Origin of the sequence: Nitrospirillum guanabarense, from assembly GCF_034653355.1 — a bacterium.
GTDB lineage: Bacteria > Pseudomonadota > Alphaproteobacteria > Azospirillales > Azospirillaceae > Nitrospirillum.
In genome coordinates this window covers 2591760-2610480 of sequence record NZ_JAYEER010000004.1, presented here as the reverse complement: position 1 = coordinate 2610480, position 18721 = coordinate 2591760, and the positions used below count along the sequence as shown (strand labels likewise).

19 protein-coding genes are annotated in these 18721 nt (G+C 68.0%); 6 read left to right on the top strand and 13 right to left on the bottom strand.

Going from position 1 to position 18721, the window contains the following annotated elements:
- Positions 1-85: 85 nt before the first annotated feature.
- Together UAA55_RS30270 and UAA55_RS30265 are read right to left on the bottom strand one after the other, a co-directional pair.
- A complete protein-coding gene (locus UAA55_RS30270; protein WP_322957520.1) occupies positions 86-1879 on the bottom strand; it encodes a stimulus-sensing domain-containing protein in 1794 nt (597 codons plus the stop codon).
- A gap of 152 nt (positions 1880-2031) precedes the next feature.
- Positions 2032-2736, bottom strand: coding sequence for a response regulator transcription factor (locus UAA55_RS30265; RefSeq protein ID WP_277906908.1), 705 nt, complete (start codon positions 2734-2736; stop codon positions 2032-2034).
- A gap of 193 nt (positions 2737-2929) precedes the next feature.
- Here UAA55_RS30265 and UAA55_RS30260 point away from each other — a divergent pair, with 193 nt between their 5' ends.
- The gene (locus UAA55_RS30260) at positions 2930-3460 is read left to right on the top strand and encodes a pyridoxamine 5'-phosphate oxidase family protein (RefSeq protein ID WP_322957803.1); all 531 of its coding nucleotides are present in this window, start codon (positions 2930-2932) and stop codon (positions 3458-3460) included.
- A gap of 1 nt (position 3461) precedes the next feature.
- On the opposite strand, the gene UAA55_RS30255 is transcribed toward UAA55_RS30260, so the two are convergent.
- Entirely contained in the window at positions 3462-4139 is a 678-nt protein-coding gene (locus UAA55_RS30255; RefSeq protein WP_322957517.1) for an NAD(P)H-binding protein, read from the bottom strand.
- Positions 4140-4352: 213 nt separating this feature from the next.
- Between UAA55_RS30255 and UAA55_RS30250 the strand changes: the two genes are divergently transcribed.
- Complete coding sequence (locus UAA55_RS30250) at positions 4353-4772, top strand: hypothetical protein (protein ID WP_322957516.1); 420 nt, start codon at positions 4353-4355, stop codon at positions 4770-4772.
- A gap of 73 nt (positions 4773-4845) precedes the next feature.
- Here UAA55_RS30250 and UAA55_RS30245 read toward each other — a convergent pair whose 3' ends face one another.
- The 4 genes from UAA55_RS30245 to irrA all read right to left on the bottom strand — a co-directional run bounded on the left by UAA55_RS30245 (position 4846) and on the right by irrA (position 8025).
- A complete protein-coding gene (locus tag UAA55_RS30245) occupies positions 4846-5460 on the bottom strand; it encodes a DUF3501 family protein (protein ID WP_322957515.1) in 615 nt (204 codons plus the stop codon).
- 42 nt (positions 5461-5502) lie between these two features.
- On the bottom strand, positions 5503-6879 hold the full coding sequence (locus tag UAA55_RS30240) for a (Fe-S)-binding protein (protein WP_322957514.1): 1377 nt from the start codon (positions 6877-6879) through the stop codon (positions 5503-5505).
- An 84-nt stretch (positions 6880-6963) separates the two neighbouring features.
- Positions 6964-7383: a rubrerythrin family protein gene (locus tag UAA55_RS30235; RefSeq protein WP_145610861.1), complete on the bottom strand. Its 420-nt coding sequence runs from the start codon at positions 7381-7383 to the stop codon at positions 6964-6966.
- Between the two features lie 183 nt (positions 7384-7566).
- Positions 7567-8025 (bottom strand): iron response transcriptional regulator IrrA, encoded by a 459-nt coding sequence (gene irrA, locus UAA55_RS30230; protein WP_322957513.1) that lies wholly within the window; start codon positions 8023-8025, stop codon positions 7567-7569.
- On the opposite strand from irrA, the gene UAA55_RS30225 reads away from it, so the two are divergent.
- Complete coding sequence (locus UAA55_RS30225; RefSeq protein ID WP_322957512.1) at positions 8024-8224, top strand: hypothetical protein; 201 nt, start codon at positions 8024-8026, stop codon at positions 8222-8224. The two genes, irrA and UAA55_RS30225, sit on opposite strands and share 2 nt — an antisense overlap.
- 32 nt (positions 8225-8256) lie before the next feature.
- Here UAA55_RS30225 and UAA55_RS30220 read toward each other — a convergent pair whose 3' ends face one another.
- The 5 genes from UAA55_RS30220 to ribA all read right to left on the bottom strand — a co-directional run bounded on the left by UAA55_RS30220 (position 8257) and on the right by ribA (position 14323).
- The gene (locus UAA55_RS30220) at positions 8257-9630 is read right to left on the bottom strand and encodes an NAD(P)H-dependent flavin oxidoreductase (protein WP_322957511.1); all 1374 of its coding nucleotides are present in this window, start codon (positions 9628-9630) and stop codon (positions 8257-8259) included.
- 234 nt (positions 9631-9864) lie between these two features.
- Entirely contained in the window at positions 9865-10617 is a 753-nt protein-coding gene (locus tag UAA55_RS30215; RefSeq protein WP_322957509.1) for a glycerophosphoryl diester phosphodiesterase, read from the bottom strand.
- A 6-nt stretch (positions 10618-10623) separates the two neighbouring features.
- Entirely contained in the window at positions 10624-11184 is a 561-nt protein-coding gene (locus UAA55_RS30210) for a L,D-transpeptidase family protein (RefSeq protein WP_322957507.1), read from the bottom strand.
- Positions 11185-11257: 73 nt separating this feature from the next.
- Entirely contained in the window at positions 11258-12982 is a 1725-nt protein-coding gene (locus tag UAA55_RS30205; RefSeq protein ID WP_322957506.1) for a hypothetical protein, read from the bottom strand.
- A gap of 159 nt (positions 12983-13141) precedes the next feature.
- Positions 13142-14323 (bottom strand): GTP cyclohydrolase II, encoded by a 1182-nt coding sequence (gene ribA, locus UAA55_RS30200; RefSeq protein ID WP_322957505.1) that lies wholly within the window; start codon positions 14321-14323, stop codon positions 13142-13144.
- 574 nt (positions 14324-14897) lie between these two features.
- Between ribA and UAA55_RS30195 the strand changes: the two genes are divergently transcribed.
- The 3 genes from UAA55_RS30195 (at position 14898) to UAA55_RS30185 (ending at position 17215) form a co-directional block, all read left to right on the top strand.
- Complete coding sequence (locus UAA55_RS30195) at positions 14898-15794, top strand: hypothetical protein (RefSeq protein WP_322957504.1); 897 nt, start codon at positions 14898-14900, stop codon at positions 15792-15794.
- 126 nt (positions 15795-15920) lie between these two features.
- Complete coding sequence (locus UAA55_RS30190; protein ID WP_322957503.1) at positions 15921-16592, top strand: response regulator transcription factor; 672 nt, start codon at positions 15921-15923, stop codon at positions 16590-16592.
- Positions 16589-17215 carry a YcbK family protein gene (locus UAA55_RS30185; protein WP_322957502.1) on the top strand — a complete coding sequence of 209 codons (627 nt, stop codon included), beginning with the start codon at positions 16589-16591 and terminating at the stop codon, positions 17213-17215. Before UAA55_RS30190 ends, UAA55_RS30185 begins: the two co-directional genes overlap by 4 nt.
- Before the next feature lie 373 nt (positions 17216-17588).
- On the opposite strand, the gene UAA55_RS30180 is transcribed toward UAA55_RS30185, so the two are convergent.
- The gene (locus tag UAA55_RS30180) at positions 17589-18602 is read right to left on the bottom strand and encodes an IS110 family RNA-guided transposase (protein ID WP_322957802.1); all 1014 of its coding nucleotides are present in this window, start codon (positions 18600-18602) and stop codon (positions 17589-17591) included.
- Positions 18603-18721: the final 119 nt, after the last annotated feature.

Sequence of the window (18721 nt, the reverse complement as noted above, 5' to 3'; positions counted from 1 at the left end):
CAAGACCGCCCGCGCCGCCGCACCCTAATGCCCGCCATGCGCCACGGCGCGTGATCCAGCAACTTAATTGCGCGCACCAAAGATTTCAGCCCCGCGGCAGCTGCACCGTGAACACCGCGCCCAACACCTTGCCCGTGGCATCGGTGCGGTTGGTGGCGAAGATGCGGCCGTTGTGGGCCTCCACGATCTGTTTCGAAATGGAAAGGCCCAGGCCCGAATGGGTGCCGAACTTCTCGCCCGCCGGCCGCTCGGTATAGAAGCGGTCGAAGATGGCCTCGGTCTTGCCGGCCGGGATGCCCGGGCCGTCGTCGGTGCAGGTGATCTCCACCCTGTCGCCCACCACCTTGGCCGCCAGCACCACCTTGCCACCCGGCGGGGAGAAGGACAGGGCGTTGGAGATCAGGTTCTGGAACACCTGGGTCAGGCGGCCCTCGATACCCGGGACCACCAGGTTGCGGCTGGCCGGCGGCAATTCCACCTCAACCGTCACCGGCGGCGGTCCACCCTCCTCTCCTTCGTCCGGGGCGGCGCCCAGCGTGTTCTCATGGATATCCTTGAACATGGTCAGCATGCGGCGCAGGTCGACGGAGTTGGCCTCGGCCCGGCTCAGCTCCGCATCCAGGCGGCTGGCGTTGGAGATGTCGCTGATCAGGCGGTCCAGGCGGCCGACGTCGTCGGCGATGATGGCCAGCAGCTTGCGCAGCCGCGTCTCATCCTTCACCAGCTGCACCGTCTCCACAGCACTGCGCATGGAGGTCAGGGGGTTCTTGATCTCATGCGCCACGTCGGCGGCGAAGCGCTCGATGGCGTCCATGCGGTCCCACAGGGCCGAGGTCATGGCCCGCAGGGACTGCGACAGGTCGCCGATCTCATCATGCCGGCCGGAGAAGTCGGGCAGCACCGCCTGGCGGCCATGGCCGTAGCGCACGTCGTCGGCCGCCGCCGCCAGCCGGCGGATGGGACGCACGATGGTGCTGGCGAGATAAATGGACATCAAGACCGTCAGCACGATGACGCCGCCGAACACCTTCAGGATGTTCACGCGGAATTCGCGCACCTCGGTATCGATCTCAGACCCGCTGCGGCTGATCAGCACGGCGCCCAGCACCTGTTTGTAGCGCTGGATGGGCACGGCCACGGTCAGCACCATGTCCTGCTTGCCGGCATCGCCGGCCACGCGCCAGACGTGGGTGGCCGCCTCGCCGTTCAGGGCCTTCTGCACGTCGGGGAAATGGCTCCCGTCGGCCGCCCGGTTCTCCGCGTAGACCGGCAAATGGTCACGGGTGGGCAGGGCCCGCACGATGGCGTTGTACAAATCTATGCCCAGCTGGGTCAGTTGGTTGCCGTCCGGTAGGGGCGGCAGCTCCTCGATCTGCACGCGGGTGCCCTTGGCCAGGCTCAGCACCCTGCTGTCCGCCTGCAGCTTGCCCTTGGGATCGTACAAGCGGAAACGGGTGTCGGTGGTGTCGCCCAGGCGGCGCACCATCTGGGCCGCCAGCGTCCAGGAGATCGTGCCCGCAGGCTCGTTGAACTCATCGCTGCTGGGCTCCATGGCGCCTTCGCCCAGGGCGCCGGAGAAGATGCGCGCCTCGGTCGTCAGGATGTCCAACTGGCGCTGCACCAGCCAGTCCTGGTAGCGCTCCAGGTACAGCAGGCCCGACAGCAGCAGGGCCAGGGCCAGCAGGTTGACGGTCAGGATGTGGCGCGTCAGGGGGGAGATGACGCCGTAGGACCGGCGCCGGCGGCCGCGCACCACCGGCTTGGCCTCGCCATCCGCCTCGGCCTTGGCGCCGCGTCGCACGGGGGCGGTCCCCATGTCCTGCGCCGGCGGGCCCCCTCCGGCGGGAACCGCGCGCCGTGCCAGCATGTCCTTGAGCATCCGTTAGTGTTCCCTCAAGCGCCAGGCGGCCACATCCGCGGCCTTGGCTGTCCTCGCTTTCCAGTCCGCTGCCGCTGCCCGGAAAGCTCCGGCGGACGCGGTCGCGTCCTAGGGGTTTACGACCCAGGACCCGGGAAGCTCCCGCTGGTCCGTCAGGCGTCGCGGTACTTGTAGCCCACGCCGTACAGGGTTTCGATCTGGGCGAAGTCCGGGTCGGCCACCTTGAACTTCTTGCGCAGGCGCTTCACGTGGCTGTCGATGGTGCGGTCATCGACATAGATGTGCTCGCCATAGGCGGCGTCCATCAGCTGGTCGCGGCTTTTCACATGGCCGGGGCGCTGGGCCAGCGCCTTCACCAGCAGGAATTCCGTCACCGTCAGGTCGATCTCCTGCCCCTTCCAGGTGCAGGAATGGCGGGCGTTGTCCAGCACCAGCTCGCCCCGCACCATGACGGAGCCCGGCTCAACCGTGCCCTTGCCGCCGCCGGCGTTCAGCACCTCGCGCCGCAGCAAGGCCTTGATGCGTTCGATCAGCAGGCGCTGCGAGAAGGGCTTCTTGATGTAATCGTCGGCGCCCATGCGCAGGCCCTGCAACTCATCGATTTCATCGTCCTTGGAGGTGAGGAAGATGACAGGCATGGCCGAATTCTGACGGATGCGCTGCAGCAGCTCCATGCCGTCCATGCGCGGCATTTTGATGTCCAGCACGGCCAGGTCCACAGGGCGGGAGCTGAGCGCGCGGTGGGCCTCATCCCCATCGGTATAGGTGCGCACCTCGTACCCCTCGGCCTCCAACGCGATGGAGACGGAGGTCAGGATGTTGCGGTCATCGTCAACCAGCGCGATGGTCTGAACCACGGAGTTTTCCCCTCTTCCCACTTTGCCCCGGCCGTCCATCCGACCAATTGTCGGGGGACAGCCCCAGTTCACCAGATTGCCCGGCACTATGGCATGATTACGGCGAAGTATGCAGCCGCCCCTGCCACTAGAGGAATAGTCCGCAAGGGGCGGGGCGGTTCCAAAAGAAATGGGTGGAGTGACGCCGGTGACAATGCCTCCCGACATACCCCCGCAAGCGACCCCCGCCAGCGCGCCTGCCAGCCCTCCGGCCGAGGCGCGCCAGACCGCGCTGGCCCTGCTGGCCGGCCGGCCCCAGGCCACGCTGACCACCCTGGTGGCGGCCTCGGCCGACGATGCCGTGCCCGTGGGCGGCTGGCCCTACCCATCCCTGGTGCTGGTGGCGATGGATGGGACGGGCCGCCCCCTGCTTCTGCTGTCGGAACTGGCGCTGCACACCCGCAACCTGCGCCAGGACGGCCGCGCCGCCCTGCTGTTCGAGGACACGGCCGGTCTGGAGAATCCCCTGACCGGCCCGCGCCTCTCGGTCATGGGCCGGGCGGCACCCCTGGCCGGTGAGGAGGCGGAGGCCGCGCGCGCCGTCTACCTGGACCGCCATCCCGGGGCCGCGCTCTATGCCGACTTCCCCGATTTCCGCTTCTGGCGGATGGACATCGCCCAGGCCCACCTGGTGGCGGGTTTCGGCCGCATCCACTGGCTGAGCGCGGCGGACTTGACCGTGTAGGTCACATCCCCGCCAGCGACCGGATGGCGCTGTATTCATGGGTGCGCACGCCGCCTATGGCCGGCTGGCTGGCGGTGGTGACCAGGGCCGCGGCCACCACCTTGGCCGGGATGGGGCGGTACTTTTCCAGGCGGCCGCTCAGGAAGGGGCCAATCACGGGCGCCAACAGCTGGAAGAACCGCTCCAGCGGCCGGTCCTGCCTGCGTGTGCCCAGCAGCAGCGAGGGGCGCAGGAAATGACGGGAGGTGAAGCCCAGCGTGGCCACGTAATCCTCCATCATGCCCTTGGTCTTCAGGTACAGGCGGTGGGAGGTCGAGTCGGCGCCCACGGAAGAGACGCCGCCGAAGAAGATGGCGCCGGCGCGGCGGGCGGCCTTGGCCACCGTCACCACATACTTCAGGTCCACGTCCTGGAAGGCTGCGTCGCTGCCGGCGTCCTTGCGGGTAGTGCCCAGGGCGCACAACACCGCATCCACCCGCACGTCCGGTGGCAGGTCGGTCAAGGTGGCGAAGTCCACCACCACCTCCCGCAGCTTGTCATGCCGCAGGCCGGTGGGCTTGCGCACCAGGCTGACCACCTGCGCCACCTTGGGCGAATTCAGCAGCATGGTCAGGGCGTGGCCACCCACCAGGCCGGTGCCGCCCGCCAGCAAAACCCGCAAACCCGCCGCCTGATCCATACCCGGTAACCCTCGAAAAGCCGAACGACCCAAACCGCAAAATCGCGGGACCTTAACACGGGATCCGGGCGTTAAGGAAAGAGGCACCGGTTTGGATGGGGTTTATTTCGCAATTGCGAAAGCCGGCACGGGTCTTTTCCTGACGTCCAAATGGGTAGTGGCGGAATCGGAAAAGTGAGCGCATCATTCCTGTAATAAAGTAGGGAGGCTGCTATGAAAAAGGACGCTCAGATCCTTCAGGATGTGCCTGCTTTCAACGCGATCGGTCTTGGCCTGGTTTTCGGCATGTCCGAACTGGCCGTGTACGGCGCCGCCCAGCTCTTGCTTCCCAGCCTCGACCTGAAGATGGACATCGCCATCCTGGCCTGGGGCGCCAGCCTGATGGTGCTGGGGCCCACCCTGGGCCTGGCCGCCATCTACGGCCTGCACCAGGTGGTGGCGAAGGGCGGCCCCGGCAAACCGTCCGGTCACAGCCTGGCGCCCGTGCCGCCGGGCAAGCCCGGGTCGGACGACAAACCCACCAACTGGTTCCCTTACGACCCCGGCAGCATCGACATGTTCGATACCGAGAGCCCCTATCCGCCAGTGGGCGCGAAGATGCCGGAGGTGAGGCCGCTGGAAACCGCCAGGTAGGCGACGCAGCCCCAGACGGCGGCCCCATCAAGACGAAGGCCGGCTCCGTCACGGAGCCGGCCTTTTGTTTGCCTCAGTCAAAATCCTGCGCCAGGGCGGCACGCACGATCTCGGGCATCACCGTCATGTGCGGGTACTGGTCATGGTCGACGCCCACCACCACGCGGGCGCCCGGCTGGGTGAACAGCGCCACTTGCGCGTCGGTGAAGGGGAAGTGGACGAACTGCACGCTGGAGGCTTTGCCGGAGGCCGACGTGCGATCCAGGTCGGCCTCCGGCTGTCCATGGGTTTTTTCGCCCGCGAACTCCAGCCACAGGGTGTTCTCCACCCCGCCCAGCCGGCCCAGCAGCGCCTTGCGCCGCAGCGGATCGTCGATCTCGAACATGACGGTGGCCACCAGTTCCCGCCCCTTGGGGATCAAGGGGTTGTAGGCGCGCAGCTCATCCTCGACCTGGGCCTCGCCGCCGCGCTCGATGAACAGCATCTCGTGCACCTGGGACCACATGGTCTCATAGCTTTCGAAATAGAAGGTGGCGTAGGGGCCCACGGCCAAGCGACGGTTGCGCTTCACCGCCACCAGGGCGCGGCGCCGCTCGGCCCGCACCCGGCCGTATTCGTCCATGGACATGACGTCCTCCCGGCGGATGGCGTGGCGCCGGCTGGACGCGGGGGAAAGGGCCTGGCTCATGATGGGCTCTCCTGAACGCGCCCGGACTATGCCCCAAAGGCCTCACAGCCCATAGGCCCGGGCGAAGATTTCGACGGGGTGCAACTGCTCCACGGCTTCCGCCCGCCCCGGGTCCAGCCGTTCCATCCCCTGGCGGATGTGCTCCCCCGCCAAGGGACATTCGGAGGCCAGGTAACGCGCGGCGTTCTTGACGGCCTGCGCCGCCACCGGCTTGCCGACCTTCAGCGCCGTCTCGAAATTGCCCTTCATGATGCCCCAGCTGCCGCCATGGCCGGAGCAGCGCTCCACCACCTTCAGGTCGGCGGGGCCCATCCGGCCGCCCTCGGTATCCTTCGGGATCAGGCGCAGCAGTTCCGCCGCCTTGTGCCCCATGTTCTGCGCCCGGGCGTGGCAGGCGATGTGCAGGGTCACCCCGCCCTCCAGCGGGCGCAGGCCAGGGGCCAGACCTTCCTTCTGGGCGATGTCGACGATGTATTCGGAAATGTCGAAGGTGGCCTTGGACAACCGCTCCACCGCCGCGCGGTCGGGATGGCCGGCCGGCACCAGGTGCAGCCATTCGAACTTCAGCATCAGGGCGCAGGACGGCACCAGCGCGATGACGTCGTAGCCCTCGTCTATCCAGTCTCCCAGGTGGCGGGCGACCAGGCCGGCGTTTTCCACCACCTGTTCGATACGCCCCTGTTCCAGCTGGGGCATGCCGCAGCAGGCGGGATAGGCCACGTCCGTCGCCACCCCGTTGTGCGCCAGGATGGACTGCGCCGCCTGGCCGATGCCGGGGTTGTTATAGTTGACGAAACAGGTGGCGTAGAACACCGCCTTGCGCCCTGCGGCCGGCCCCACCGGGTTGACCGCCGGCGGGTCGTCGGCCGCGCGCGCGACGAAGGTCCGGGCGTCGAAGCGGGGCAGGCTGGCGGCGGCGTCGATGTCCGCGACCTTTTCCATCACCCGGCGCGTCAGCCGATTGCCGGTTGCTGTCACCCAGTTGACCAGGGAGGCCACCTTCCCGGCGACACGGCCGTTGCGGTCGGTGCGGGTCATCTGGTCCACCGCGAAGGGCACGCCAGCTTTCCGCGCCCCCACCGCCCGGTAGCGCAGCATCAGGTGGGGAAAATCCAGGTTGAAGGGATGGGGCGGCACATAGGGGCACTTGGTCAGGAAGCACATGTCGCACAGGGTGCAGGCGTCCACGACCTGGGCGAAATCCTTGCTTTCCACCGAATCCAGTTCTTCCGACGCGGAATGGTCGATGAGGTCGAACAGGCGGGGGAAGCTGTCACACAGGTTGAAGCAGCGACGGCAGCCGTGGCAGACGTCGAAGACCCGCCGCATCTCCGCATCCAGCAGCGCCTCGTCATAAAAATCCGGGTTCTGCCAATCCACCGGGTGGCGGACGGGGGCCTCCAGGCTGCCTTCGCGCATGGGCGCACCTCCGCCGACGCCGGTCCCCGTCCAGGGAGCGGCGTCGGGATAGGGCTGGGGAAGATCAGACGGTACCGGGCGATATCAGCTGTTCAGCTGGTCCAGCGCCTTCTGGAAACGGCCGGCGTGGCTTTTCTCCGCCTTGGCCAGCGTCTCGAACCAGTCGGCGATCTCGTCAAAGCCCTCATCGCGGGCGGTGCGGGCCATGCCGGGATACATGTCGGTATATTCGTGCGTCTCGCCGGCGATGGCGGCCTTCAGGTTCAGGTCGGTGGAGCCGATGGGCTCCCCCGTCGCCGGGTCGCCGACCTCTTCCAGGAATTCCAGGTGGCCATGCGCATGGCCGGTTTCGCCTTCGGCGGTGGAGCGGAAGACCGCCGCGACGTCGTTGTAGCCCTCGACGTCGGCCTTTTGCGCGAAATAGAGATAGCGGCGATTGGCCTGGCTCTCGCCCGAGAACGCTTCCTTGAGATTGCTTTCGGTCTTGGTACCCTTGAGCGACATGGCAACAGTCCTCCACGACAGGGTTCACGCCAACCTTCAGCGGCCATCTGCGGTGGCCTTTCATGCGGGCGATGATCATGCCACGCCCAGGCCGGCGGGGCAATTCGTCTAGAGAAATTCTAAACTGTCGCCTCGCCTGCAAGGGGAACCGTTTGAAGGATGGGGGAGGATGCCGTCCGCCGTTCAGTTGCCGTCGCTGAGGCGGATGATGACGTCCACACGGGCGACACGGGTGCCGGCGGGCGCCTCGGGCAGGCCGCTGACGGCCAAGGCGTCGCCCGGGATGTCGATGAGGCGGCCGTTGCCCTCGAAGAAGAAGTGGTGATGGTCGGACACGTTGGTGTCGAAATAAGACCGCCCGGCCTCCACCACCACCTCGCGCAACAGGCCCGCCTCGGTGAACTGGTGCAGGGTGTTGTAAACGGTGGCCAGCGACACCCGCATATCGGCCGTCGAGGCCTCGCCATGCAGCTGCTCCGCCGTCACGTGGCGGTCATGCCCGTCGAACAGCAGCCTGGCCAGGGCCACCCGCTGGCGGGTGGGACGCAGGCCCGCGCGCGCCAGGCGATCCGTCGCCTGGATGGCTGTCGCTTCGCTGCCGAGGTCTTCAGCGGTGAGGGGGGCGGGGGTCAGGTCGGTCATGATCCGCATATGGGCAAAGATGTGGACCGGAAAAGAGCCGATCCTCAAGGATTTCCGCTATTCAGCCATGAAATTTGGAATGAATCCAGATTTAAAGGCGCTGGCCTGGACTGCGCCTGGGGAAAAGGTTCATGGCGACCATCATTCGGCCGACCATACGAAAAGGGGGCCGAAAAGCGGCTCCCTTCCCCTGCGATGATCCCGCGTCGTGTACCCGGTCGCGATCCGCGCTTAGTACCCGGTCGCAATCCGCTCCACCAACTGCTTCACCGTCGGCACGAAGCCGTTCTGGTACCAGGGGTCGCTGGCGAAGCGGTAGGCGTTGTGGCCGGCGAACATCAACTGGTGCTCCACATCCTCGGAATGGCTGATGTTCTGCAGGGTCTTCTGGATGCAGAAGGAACGCGGATCCGCCTTGCGGCCGGTGGTCCCTTCCTCATTCTGCGCCCAGTTGGAGAAATTGCAGGCCGACAGGCAGCCCATGCAGTCGATCTGGTCCTGGCGGATGGTTTCCGCCTGGGCGGGATCGACGAAGATCAGGGTGGTGTCCGGGGTCCTCAGGGCCACGCTGTTGCCGCCGGCCACCCAGCCCTGCGCCCGCTCACGGTCATGTTCCGTCAGATAGACGGGGCGACCGCGCGGGCCGACCATGAACTCGGCCGTCAGGTCGCCCACCGGTTCCACGGAATAGGCCACCTGGCGCTCGGCCCGGCCCTTCAGCTCTTCCAGGAAGGGATTGCTGACGGCGGAGGAATAGAAGCCGGTGGGGGAGAAGTGGTTCAGGTAGACGTCACCCTTCTTCAGGGTCAACAGCCGCTGCTTCCACGCATCGGAAATGGGGCTTTCCTGGGTCAGCAGCGGACGGGTGCCGAACTGGAATCCGACGGGCCCGATCTCCGGATTGTCCAGCCAATGGTCCCATTCCGACAGCCACCACACGCCGCCCGCCATGATGATGGGCGTCTCGTTCAGGCCGAAGCTGTTCATCATCTCGCGCAGGGCCTTCACGCGCGGATAGGGATCCTCGGGCTTCAGCGGGTCCTCGCTGTTGGACAGGCCGTTGTGGCCGCCGGCCAGCCACGGATCCTCGTAAACCACGCCGCCCAGGAAATCCCGGAACTTGTTGTAGGCGCGCAGCCACAGGGCGCGGAAGGCACGGGCGGACGAGACGATGGGGTAGTAGTACACGCCGTGCTTCACGGCGATCTCGGCCACACGGTAAGGCATGCCGGCACCGCAGGTGATGCCGTGGATCAGGCCCTGGGCCCCTTCCAGAACGCCGTGCAGGATCTGCTCGGCCGCCGCCATTTCCCACAGCACGTTCATGTGGATGCGGCCTTCGCCGCCCGCCGTCTCGTACGCCACGCGGGCCTGGTAGATGCCGCCGCGGATGGAATGCTTGATTAGTTCCTCATGCCGTTCACGGCGGGTCTTGCCGTGATAGGTCTGAGGGATCAGCTGGCCGTTGTCGTCGTAGGCGTCGGCGTTGACGCCGGAGAAGGTGCCAACGCCGCCGGCCGACGCCCACGCGCCGGAGCTTTCGCCGTTGGAAACGGAGATGCCTTTGCCGCCCTCGACGACGGGCAGCACTTCCTTACCGGACATCACCAATGGCCGCAGCGCCTTCAACTCACGTCTCCTGAAAACCGGACCTCGCGCCGACCCGTGCCCCCATGCGGGAGTTACCGGAATGGTTCGGGTCCCCAATACATATAGGGTGGCGGCGGGCGGCCGCTAACATATCGCAGGCTGGATATAGGAAAACCGGGGCGCGCGAAAGGCCCCTCATCCGCTTAACGTGGACTGCGCCTGATGTTTTTGCCCGCCCGGCCCGCCTTTTCAGCCCGCGATTTCCATGAGCCCGCTGGGCGTGTCGGTGAATACCGATGAAACGCCCCAACCCAACACCTCCCGCGCCATGGGCACCGTGTTGACCGTGTAGGCCAGCACCGGCCGCCCGGTGGACTTATACTCCCGAATGCTGGCGGCGTCCTCCCTGCGGGCGTTGACGTTGATGGTGCTGACGTTCAACTGCTCCACCCGCTGGCGCCAATTGGCCGGCCGCCGGTCGATGAGGTAGCCCAGGGGCCAGCGCGGCACCACTTGGCGCGCCATGTCCAGGGACGCGTCGGCGAAGGAGGAGACCAGGGGCGGCGGCCGGTCGTCCGGCCACAGGGAATAGGCCAGGGTCAGCGCGACGCCGGCTGTTTCCTCCTCCCGACCCGGGCAGGGCTTGATCTCCAGGTTCAGCCCCAGGTTCAGGGCCAGCACCAGCTGGATGACCTCCACCAGGGTGGGCACCTTCTCCCCCCGGAAGGCGGGGGAGAACCAGGATCCGGCATCGAGCTGGCGCAGGGCGTCCAGCGTCAGGTCCTTGGCCGGCCCCTTGCCGTCGGTGGTGCGGTCCAGATCGTCGTCATGCATCAGCACGGGCACCAGGTCGGCCGTCAGCTTGACGTCCACCTCCACCCACCTGGCCCCCTGCGCCGCCGCCATGCGGATGCCGGACAGCGTGTTCTCCGGCGCGTGGCGGGCGGCACCCCGGTGGCCGATCAGGCGCGGCAAGGGCCCCAGGGGGAGGATATCGCTCATGGAGGGTCAGTCCTTTGATGGGGCAGGCACGCACAGCCGGTCCCCCGGCTGGCAATGGGACAGCAGCCGGCGCAAATCGTCCGGGTCCAGGGCGGTGCAGCCGGCCGTGGCGGCGCGGTCGGGCCGCGTCAGGTGCATGAAGATGGCGCTGCCCAGGCCGGGCACCGGCGGGTCATCGTTATGTCCCAGCACCACGACGATGTCGTAGACGTGGTCCTGGCGCCACATCAGCTCATGGCTGGCGGCGAACGGCAAGGTCACGGGGCGGTTGTAGTCGGCGTGGGCTGGATCGTCGCACCAGCCGTCCCGGGGGGCCATGGCCGCCACCGGCAGGGCCGTCACCGGCGCTGGCAGGCGATCCGGTCGATAAAGCACGCGCCGCAGGGGAAAACAGCCCACGGGCGTACCCCCGTCCCCTTCCCGCTTGTCGGCGATGATGCCGCCCCGGCCGATGACGCACGCCGCCTCATGCGCCCGGCCCTGGCCGTCGCGCCAGCGCAGGCGATGGCCGGCACCGGAACCGGGGGACGCGGGAATGGCGGGATCGGGGATCAGATGGATGTCCATCCCCCCTCTATACCCCAACGGGCCTCCCAATCAATTGGGCCGCCTTAAGGAACCGCCCCAATGAACCGGCGGCTTAGTGGGGGGCGCCCTGGGCGTCCTTCATGGCCTGATACTTGGCCAGGTTGGCCATCATGATGTCGGCGATGAGCTGCTTGGGCAGCGGGGGCGGGCCGCCCGTGGCGTTGCTGATGACGGCGGCGCCATTCTGGGGGACGCCATTCTGGGGGACGCCATTCTGGAGGACGCCGGCCTGGGGGACGCCGGCCTGGGTATCGGCCACGCCGGCAGGCGGCGCGGCACTGGCGGACATCACCTGCTGCGGCAAGGCCGCCGGCTGGGCGCCGGTAGGCGCCTGGGTGCCGTTGATGCTGGCCGAGGCGGCCGTCGCCTGGGCCAGGAGGGTGGTCGTGTCCTGGCCCATGGCGTTGGTGTAGGCCTGGATGGCCTGGGGTACCGGGGTGCGTTGCGGCTGCGCGTTGGCGGCCGTGCCGCCATCCATCACCTGGATCATGGCCGGGTGGGACGCGGCGGCCAGGGCGGCCTGCGACTGTGCCGCCTGGGATTGGGCGGCGTGGGCCTGGGCCGCGCTGGTCTGCAGCACCGTGGGGCCGGCGGTAGCGGACTTGATGTTCTGGACATAGCTGGGGGCGACCAGGGTGCGGCCGGTGGGGGCGCCGGCGCCCGCCATGGCGCGGTAGTTGGCCAGGGTCAGGCCGTGGGCCTGCTTTTGCCCCAGGTGGGTGCCCGCCTCATTGCCGGCGGGGTTGGCCATGGCGGCGGCCTGGGCCGGCATCAGCTGCGGGCCCGCCCCCATGGGCATGGACTGGGTGCCCACGCCGATATTGGCGGCGGCGTTGGCGGCCTGGGCCATCGCCTGGGTGGCGTTGGTGATCTGGCTGGCCTGCTGCGCCAGGGCCTGGGTGGGGTTGGCGCCCATGGAGGCCGCGTTCGGCATCGCCGCCGGGGCGTTCAGGGCCATGGCGGGCACAGCCGCCAGGTTGGGGAAGGCCTGGCCTTGGGACTTCACCGTGGTGGCCGGCGTGGCCAGGCCGGGCACGGCGCCAGCCGGGACCGAACTGGTGCGCACCATCTGGCCCGGCGCGGGCTGCGCGGCGGCGACGGCCGGGGCGGCACCTTGCGTCTGGGGCGCCAGCACCATGGACTCGACCTTGGCCACGGGCGCGCGGCCGGCCGTGGGGGTCTGCTCGGGGGACTGGTCCGGCTGCTCCTGGCCGCCCCTGTGACCACCTTGGCGCCCCTGGCCGCCGCCCTGGTCCTCGTCCGGATCCAGCGTGACCGTGCCGGTCCGATGATGGCCCAGGCCCAGGGCGTCCATGACGTGGCCGCCCACGTCCTCGCCCGTCTCCTCCTCGATGATGGCGTCGCCGGTGGCCAGCGCCATGCCGATGGGACCGCCGTACAGCAGGCCGCCCAGGATTTTGGCCGGGGCCTTGATGGTGTCGCCCGTGATCTCGCGGTAGATCGTGCTGACGATGGGAATGTGCTGCAGGGGGTTGATGATGTCGACCACATCCCAGAAGGACATGTGATTGTCCTTGTGGGCGGCCGCCGCTTGGGCCTGAACCGCGGCTGCGGTGCCCACCGGCACGGCGCCCGCCTGACCGGGCAGCGCGCCAGCCTGCGGCGCGGCGTCCTGCGCCACCTGCTGGCCCAGCTCATCCTGGAAGTCACCTGGCAGCCCGCCCTGACCGGCGGCGGACGTGACCGTGGCGTTGCCACCCGCGAGCGCGGGATCGGGGTAGGACGGCGACAGGGCAGACTGGACGCTGGGGGTCATGGGGCTTTCTCCTGCACCCACAACCCAAAGCAAGCGATATGCCAGTCTAAATATTCAGTCTTTTCAGCGGATTATATAGCGGCGCCGGTCTTCCAGAACCGCCCATCGGCAAATTCAACCGGGCGGGGCCAGCCGGACTTGCCGGCCTCCCTTCGCGTCTCACAGCAGGTGGCCGGCCTTTTCCGCCTTGGTGCGCAGATAGGCGATGTTGTGGCCGTTGGCGGGGAAGATATGGGGAACGCGATCCACCACCTGCACGCCCCAGCGGGCCAGCTGGGTCAGCTTGTCCGGATTGTTGGTCATCAGGCGCACCGCGGTGAAGCCCAGGGCCTTCAGCATGGTGGCCGCCGGCAGGTAGGTGCGCTCGTCCGCCTCGAAGCCCACCATCAGGTTGGCGTCCACCGTGTCGACGCCGGCGTCCTGCAGGCGATAGGCGCGCAGCTTGTTCATCAGGCCGATGTTGCGGCCCTCCTGCGCCAGGTACAGCACCACGCCGCTGCCCTGGGCCGCGATCTCGCGGATCGCGCCGCGCAGTTGGGCGCCGCAGTCGCAGCGCAGCGAACCCAACAGGTCGCCGGTGAAGCATTCGGAATGCAGGCGGGCCAGCACGGGCTGCGCCGGGTCGGGGTTGCCGATCAGGATGGCCAGATGCTCCACCCCGCCGTCGGGCGCGCGGAAGGCGATCAGGCGGGTGTCCTCGGCGTCCAGCAGGGGAACGGAGGCCTCCACGACCTGGCGCAGGGTGGACTCGCCCGCGGCCTGATAGGCCTGGATGTCGGCGCCCCGCACAGTCAGCAGGTCATTGCGCTCCGCCACCTCGGCGGCGCGGGCGGCCGGCACCTCGGCCACCACCACGGCAGGCAGCAGGCGCGCCAGCTTGACCAGCAGCAGCGCCTCGCCCTCCGCCGAGGGGAAGGGGCGGATGGCGGGGGTGATGTCCAGCGTGGCATGGCCCGGGCGGGTGGGATCGGCCAGCAGCCGCACCAGGTCGGGCGATAGGCCTTGACCCGAAGTGCCTGGGGCCGGGGCGATGACCACCGTGCCGGCGCCCATGGGGTCGGCCTGGGCCGGCTCGACCGCGTGGGTCAGCAGGCCGGCGGCGATGGCGCGCTTGTCGGTCACCACCAGGGCCGGTTCGCCCCCGCCGCCCTGGGCCGCCGCCTGGCGCACCAGGGCCAGGGCCGGGGCGTCCGCCATCTCCGCCGCGCGCAGCAGCAGGGCGCGGCCATCGCCGCCCTGCAGCATCACCAGATCGCCCCGGCGCAGCTCGGACACCGCACGCTGGACGGAGCGGCTGGCGGTCCGCAGCAGGGGCGAAATCGGTTCGGCGGCGAGCGACATGCGGGTATATCCAGGCGACACGGGAGGGCGGCACGGCTGTGGGATGGCGCGAAAATCCAGCGCCAGCTTTATGGGCAGCAAATGGTCATTTGGCCCGCCCGGCACAACCACTTCCACCCGATTCACACGGTATCGGTCCCCGGGGTGCGGGCGAAGCGCTAGCGTTGCATGGGTCCCCAGCCCCCTGGTGGGACGCCGCCCGGGAATAATTCCCGCGCCCGCGCCGCCCGCACATATCCACACGCCCCCACCGGCACACGCCCACCGGCACACGCCCAAACGGCCCAGCCCCGCGCCGGGCGGCCGGCCGATATGACCGATCGCGCCATGGCTTTTCCTGGCGGGAAACACCAGAGTGAAGGGCGTATCCGTCCATCGGAGGGTTGGCCGGCGGTATGGCGGACATCACCGGTAACCCGCTGATGCAACGGTGTTTCCCACCCCGTTTCCGTTTGTTTCCGGCCGGCGCGCCGGCCCCGTCACGTCAGGACCCCACGGGAATGTTCCGTGCCTTCGCCCCGGCCTCGACCCCGTCCTTCGGCCCGCCCCGCTGCGGCGGTCGCGGAGGTTTGCCATGATCCAGCCGTGGACCTTCGACAGCGACTGGCAGGCCCTGCGCGAACCCCTGGACGACAAGGCGCGGGCCATCGAGCTGGCCTGGGAATTCGCGCGCATGGTGCCGTCGCGTCCCCACATCCTGGATCTCGGCGCGGGGGTTGGCGCCAACGTCCGCCATCTGCTGCCCCGCCTTGGGCGGATGATCCAGGACTGGACCCTGATGGACTCCGACGCCGCCGCCCTGGGCGGCGTGGCCGAGCGCATGCAACGCTGGGCGCACGAACTGGGCTGGGGCGTGGCGCGCAACCCACCGGAAGATGGCGTGCCCGGCGCGGTGGGCGAGCTGATCCTGTTCGGCGACGACGTGCGCAGCCGCCTGACCCTGATCCAGCGGGATATGTCGTCCGACCTGCACGACTTGGGCATCCAGCGCCATGATGGCGTGGCCGCCAACGCCTTCTTCGACCGCGTTTCGGCGGAATGGCTGGATCATTTCGTTATCGAACTGACAACGAGCGGCCTGCCACCGGTGCTGGCGACCGGCGTGCAGGACGGCCGGCTGCTGTGGCGGCCGGAGGATCCGGACGACGGCATGATCGTGGAACTGGCGACCATCGCGGCCCGGCGCGATTACGGCTTCGGCCCGCCGCTGGGCGACCAGGCGTCATCGGCGCTCGTGGAAAGGCTGGAGGCGGCGGGTTATCGCCTGGATGGCGCCCGCTCGGACTGGCGGCTCTCAGGCTTGCGCGCCCGCCAGGCGCACATGGCCCTGGTGGACATGCTGGCCGCCCAGGCGGAAACGCGCGATCCCGCCATGGCCGACCGCATCGGCGCCTGGCGCGAACGCCGTCACGCGGCCGTCATGCGGGTGGAACTGATCGTGGGCCATGCCGACATCCTGGCCCGGCGCTGACACGTGCACGGTATGGGCGCGTCCCTCCATGGGACATGCGCCCCATGGGCCCGTGCGAACGATCCGCACCCATGTTAAGAAGGCGACGGAGATGTCGCCCCTTACCCCGTTCCCTAGTCCAGGCCTATGACGACCCCAGGCGCCAAGAAACTGTTGCTGGTTGAGGATGACGAAACCCTACGCCATCTGTTGGCCGAGCAGTTGACGGCCCTGGAGGAATTCGACGTGCGCCAGGCCGCCGACGGCGCCACGGCGCTGGCCACCGCGCAGGTCTTGTCGTTCGAGGCCATCCTGCTGGCCAGCCGCCTGCCGGACATGGACGGGGCGGCCGTATGCGCCGCCTTGCGCCAGGCCGGTGTGGACTGCCCCATCCTGCTGATGGCGGCTGAGGGGGAGCCCGATGTCGCGGGCTGCAGCGACCGGCTGGTGAAGCCTTTCCGCATCGGCGCCCTGCTGACCAAGCTGCGCCACCACGCCCGGCCCACCGGTGACGATCCCGCCCTGCGCATCGGCCCCTATGAGTTCCGCGCCGTCGCCCGCACGCTGCGGGAGGATGACACGGGAGCGGAGACCCGCCTGACCGACAAGGAGGCGCAGATCCTGGCCTATCTGCATCGTGCCCAGGGCGCGGTCGTCGGCCGGGACCAACTGTTGGACCAGGTGTGGAACTATAACGAAGGCGTCACCACCCACACCTTGGAAACCCATATCTACCGCCTGCGGCAGAAGATGGAGCGGGACCCGGCCAACGCCGTCCTGCTGGTGACCGAATCCGGCGGATATCGGCTGGCCCTATGAAACAATCCCCCTTCCGGTTCGCCCGGGCGGCATCCCTTTCCCTGTCGCTGGCCGCCCTTTCCATCATGCTGTCGCTGGGGGCTTGCGGCGGTGGCGCGCCCAAGCCCTTCCCGGTACCGGCGGCGGAGGCCGACCTGCCGCCGGCCAACACCGCCGCGATCCGCCGCGTCGTGCTGGTGCATCCGCCCAGCAAGGAGAAGGTGGACGTCATCTACTGGCATGACGGCGCCTATGACGCCCACGCCATGGCCGAGGTGGCGCACATCCTGCGCGACCGCCACACGGGTGAGGCCCACGACATCGACCCGGCGCTGATGGATTTCATCAGCGGCGTCATCCTGCGGTCCGGCCTGCCGTCCACCACGCAAGTGGACATCCTGTCCGGCTACCGCTCACCCGAGACCAACGCCGCCCTGGTCAAGGTCAACCGCAACGCCGCCCGCGAAAGCTTCCACATGCAGGGCCGCGCCGCCGACATCCGCATCCCGGCGCTGAAGGGCGACGCCATCACCGAGATCGCCAAGACCATGCAGCGCGGCGGCGCCGCCTTCTACGATGGCAGCGGCCACACCCATGTGGATACGGGCCCGGTGCGCACCTGGGCGACGTATTCCACGCGGTGATTGGTTTGCCTCAAGCGCCGGCGGGGCATCCGCCCCTTGGCCATCCTCGCGCTTCAGTCCGCCTTCGGCTCCCCAAGACGCTCCGGCGTCCTAACGTATGGCCCGCCCCGTCCGCAACGTATGGCCCGCCCCGTCCGCAAGGGGGGTTGTCAGAAATGGCAAGGTGGTCTGCATCAACGTATCCGGTCTCAAGGCTGAAGCCTTGGCCAAGATGGATATCCGCGCAGTCTGATCCTCATAAAAGCGCCGGTGCCGAGCACCATATTTAGAATCAGGTTTTCAGGCTGCCGGGTACGACCTGTAATGCCATCTTTACTTCACCTCCCGCAGACATCTTGAGCGTGCGGCGTTCGCCGCCCGCTGCTCCAGGTGATCAGGCGGCGGCAAGCGCCCGCCGATCGAAGTCTTGTTGCGTGTGCAACACTGCCCAGGCGATGCGCGCCAGCTTCGCCGCCAGCGCCACAACCACGATATTGGGATGGGCGCGGGTCAGCATGGTCTGCAGCCAAGCGCCCAACTGGTTCGGCTTCGCCACGAGATGCGGCATAGCCGCTCGGGCACCGTGAATCAGCTGTTTGCGCAAATAGCCATTCCCGCGTTTGCTAATCCCGAGAAGCTTCGTCTTGCCACCGGTCGAGTGTTGTCGAGGCGTCAGGCCAAGCCATGCGGCCAAATCCCTTGCCTTGGCGAAGGCGCTGCCGTCGCCGATGGCCGCCAGCAATGCGGTTGCGTTGATGACGCCGATGCCGGGGATTGTCGCCAGTCGCCGAGCCTGTTCATTCTCACGGGTCAGCGCCGCGAGTTCGTCGTCATAGGCCTTGATCCTTTGGTCGAGCCCCGTCCATTCGTCGCGGAGGTCGGCCAATAACGTGCTGGTGCGCGCACTGACAGCCGGATCGCCGGCCATGAGCTCTTCGAGGCGACGCATCAGGTTGACGCGCCCCTTTGGCAGGACGATGCCGCGCTCGAGCAGCACTGCCCGCAACTGGTTGATCAGCGCGGTGCGCGCGTTCACCAGCCGCTCCCGCACACGGTGCAGGATCTGCAGGTCGAGCTGAGCTTCGCTCTTCAGCGAGACAAAGCGCATCGTTGGCCGTGTCGCCGCTTCGGCGATCGCCTCTGCGTCACGGTCGTCGGTCTTCTGTGCCTTGACATAGGGCTGCACATATTCCGGCGACATCAGCCGGATCGTATGCCCGTACTGTGCCAGCGTTCGGCCGAGAAAGTGCGCGCCGCAACACGCCTCCATCGCAATGACACATGCCGGCAACGTCGCCGCGAACGTCACGATCGCATCGCGCGTCAGCCGCTTGCGCATCACCATGGCACCGGTCGCGTCCATGCCCGCCAAGCTGCAGCTATTCTTGCCCAGATCGATCCCGAGCACGGCGATAGGAGTCTTCGTCATCGGTCATCTCCTCCAAATCCGACATCGTCATGATGCCGGGAAGTGAGGGGCGGGCCATTCCATAAAAGATGTTTGAGCATGAAAAAGGCCCGGGGGTG